Annotated in this window: 2 protein-coding genes; one reads left to right on the plus strand and one right to left on the minus strand. The window is 57.3% G+C overall.

All coding sequences use genetic code 11. The features are described 5' to 3' along the window. Positions 1 to 106: 106 nt before the first annotated feature. Positions 107 to 388 (plus strand): hypothetical protein, encoded by a 282-nt coding sequence (locus ACFWW2_RS21035; protein WP_393931507.1) that lies wholly within the window; start codon positions 107 to 109, stop codon positions 386 to 388. On the opposite strand, the gene ACFWW2_RS21040 is transcribed toward ACFWW2_RS21035, so the two are convergent. Further along, a partial coding sequence (locus tag ACFWW2_RS21040; protein ID WP_393931509.1) for a calcium-binding protein occupies positions 335 to 1245 on the minus strand: 911 nt, incomplete at its 5' end. The genes ACFWW2_RS21035 and ACFWW2_RS21040 overlap by 54 nt on opposite strands.

The following is a 1245-nucleotide window of genomic DNA, read 5'->3' on the forward strand; positions in this document are numbered from 1 at the left end:
GGCGCTTGTGGCGGGTGATGCGCGCTGAATTGGGCGCTGCGATTTTGCAGATGGGCGTGTCTGCCTGACGATTGGGGCCTTCTCAATCAGATGACAGGAGGTTCCGATGACGGACCAGTATGTTCCTGCGCTGCGTCAGCGCTTTCTCGAAGACGTGCGGATCAAAGGGCTGCAGCCGAAGACGCAGACGACGTGCCCGCGCCTAGAGATGAAGCGGCATATGGGCTATCAGCGGGCGGCCAAGAAGATCCCCGTTGTGCTGAGCGTCGAGGAGGTTGCGCGCATTCTCGAAGCTGTGCTGGCCTACTTGAGTCTCCTTTCGAGAGGAGCCATCCTACCCGAAGAGGAAGTCGTCTTCCGTCAGGTTTGTCACGGCGAAGTACCTTAAGGTAATCAAACCGTGCCCGGATACAGAAATATCTGTATCCGTACCGTCCGATGTGATGGTCAAATCTGAGTAGGATACACCGGTGGTATAAACTCTGATAAGGTCAATGCCATCTTCGAAGTCTCCTATCGTGTCGTTTCCAAAACTGTCTCTAAAGACAAACTTGTCACTTCCGGAACCGCCCGACAGGGTGTCATCGCCAGCATCGCCGTACAGGGTGTCATGGCCATCACCGCCGCGCAGATAGTCATCGCCAGCGCCGCCGTACAGATTGTCATTGCCATCACCGCCCCGCAGGCGGTCATCGCCATCACCGCCCCACAGAATGTCATCGCCAGCATCGCCCCACAGAATGTCATTGCCATCACCGCCGTACAGATCGTCCCGGCCGTCATCGCCACTCAGATCGTCATCGCCAGCATCGCCGTACAGATAGTCATCGTGAGCACCGCCGTACAGATCGTCATCGCCATCACCGCCACTCAGATAGTCATCGCCATCACCGCCGTACAGATCGTCCCGGCCATCACCGCCGTACAGTTTGTCATCGCCATCACCGCCGTACAGAATGTCATCGCCAGCATCGCCGTACAGATCGCCCCGCAGGGTGTCATCGTCATCACCGCCCCACAGAATGTCATCGCCAGCATTGCCGTACAGACGGTCATCGCCAGCATCGCCGATGATCTGGTCGTTTCCGGTGCTGCCGTACAGATATGTAATCGGCGGAGCAATACTCGGCCACGGTAGCGGCGGCGTTGTGTTGTCGCGGGCGGCGTAAAAGTCGGCCACTTTTGCCCTTTCATTTGATGGGAGGGCATGGGGATATTCACCGTGGAATTGTATTTGAAGGTTCG

It is taken from the genome of Yoonia sp. R2-816, assembly GCF_046762905.1.
In the GTDB taxonomy this organism is placed as follows: domain Bacteria; phylum Pseudomonadota; class Alphaproteobacteria; order Rhodobacterales; family Rhodobacteraceae; genus Yoonia.